The sequence below is a fragment of the Streptomyces albidochromogenes genome, from assembly GCF_005981925.1.
Lineage (GTDB): Bacteria > Actinomycetota > Actinomycetes > Streptomycetales > Streptomycetaceae > Streptomyces > Streptomyces albidochromogenes.
In genome coordinates this window covers 1-1,706 of sequence record NZ_VBVX01000582.1, presented here as the reverse complement: position 1 = coordinate 1,706, position 1,706 = coordinate 1, and the positions used below count along the sequence as shown (strand labels likewise).

Sequence of the window (1,706 nt, the reverse complement as noted above, 5' to 3'; positions counted from 1 at the left end):
GGTCGGGGCCGGCCGCGGTGCCCGGCCCTTCCGGCGTACGCCCATCCAATCCGTGCGGCCCGCCGTCGGGCGGCAGTTGTTCCGGCGCTCCAGGAGCAGTTCAGACGGCGGCAGTTGCCTGCGGCGCGCACACTGCCGCACCGGGCACCAGCGCCCGTACGAGCGGGGGCACCCGGAAGTGGGAAGCGCCCTCCTCATGAGCGGCGCGCACCAGCCCCGACAGGAGCAGCTCGCGCAGCAGCCGCCCGCACTCCGGCAGACTGCGGCCGGTCAGCGCCGTCAGCGCGGTCAGTTGGAAGCCGCCGTCGGCGATCGCACCCGCCCTCCCGCCGTCGCGCGGCGCGGCGCACAGGGCGGTCAGCAGCGTCAGCGGACCGGCCGGCAACCGGCCGATCCGGACCCGCAGGGACGCGCGCAGGCAGTCGTCCCGACCGCCGAGGTGGTCGAGGAACGCCGTCGGGTCGGCCTCCAGGGTGTCGCACAGCGCCGCGAGGTCGGACACGACCAGCCAGGACGCGGCGGCGGACAGCGCCCCGGGGTGGCCGTCCAGGAGCCGGCAGATCCGCGCCGCCCGCTCGGTGTCGGCACCGGCTCCGGCCGGCTCCGGCCGGACCCGCCGCACCTGGTCGAGGAACATCCGTACCGCGGGCTCCCCCTCGGCCTCCGGGCCGCCGCCCGCCGCGGCCGGCACGGGAAGGGGGCAGAGCAGGAACAGCCGTTCGCCGGGCGCCTGCCACGGCTCCTCGGAGGTCACCAGCAGACGCAGCCCTGGTACGTCGCGCAGCAGGCGGGTCAGCCGGTCGAAGCGGGGCGCCCCCGCCGGAGCGCCGTCGAGCACCAGCAGGACCGGTCCCTCGCCCAGCAGTCCCCCCGCCGCCTCCGTGCTCGCGGGGCCGGGCTCGTCCCCGTACAGCCCGGCCACCAGCCGGTCGGTGAGCTGTGTCCAGATCCCCGGCCCGGTCGGCAGGTACTCGCGGGCCGCGCCGGGGAAGGCGTGCCACAGGACCGGCATTCCGGCGCCGTGCAGCGACGCGGCCACGGCGAGCGCCACCCGGGTCTTGCCGACTCCGGGCAGTCCCACCAGATGCGTCAGTCGCTCCGCGCCGTCCGGCGAGAGCTCCCGCACCAGGGTGCCGGTCTCCGTGCTCCGGCCCAGCAGCGGCTGCGGGGCGTCCGGCGGCGCGGGCGGCCCGGCGGTGACGTCCGTCGCGCGCCCCAGGTGCGCCGCGTCCTCCAGGGCGGCCCGGGCCCGCGGTCCCAGCCGCAACGCGTCCGCCATCAGCCGCACGGTGTCCGTGCGGGGCCGTCTCGCCCGGCCGTGCTCCAGGTCGCGGATGGCCCGCACGCTGATGGTGGACAGGTCGGCGAGTTCCCGCTGGGTCAGCCCGATGCGCAGCCTGTGGGCTCGTATCAGGGCGCCGACCTGCGTGTCCTGGGCGGGACCGGCCGTGACGGTGGAGTTCATGCGTGCTCCCGGGGGGTGGTGAGGAGGGACGCCTCTCATCCTCGGGAGCCCGCTATCGCGTCACCATCGTCCGGCCGCTCACCGCGACAGGCCGCGCACGGCGGCGGGCAGCGGCTCCGCTATCACGGGTCGCGGACACGTTCCGCACCCCGCGTGATCGCTGCGGCTTCGGCCGTCCCGGCGGACGCAGATCCGGTGACACTGGTGCGGATGTGACGCCTGTGACGGGTGGGGTCGTGGG

At 76.8% G+C, this 1,706-nt stretch carries 1 protein-coding gene; it reads right to left on the bottom strand.

Going from position 1 to position 1,706, the window contains the following annotated elements; translation table 11 throughout:
- Positions 1 to 100 precede the first annotated feature (100 nt).
- Entirely contained in the window at positions 101 to 1,465 is a 1,365-nt protein-coding gene (locus tag E2E34_RS34040; protein ID WP_138905678.1) for a helix-turn-helix domain-containing protein, read from the bottom strand.
- Positions 1,466 to 1,706 lie beyond the last annotated feature (241 nt).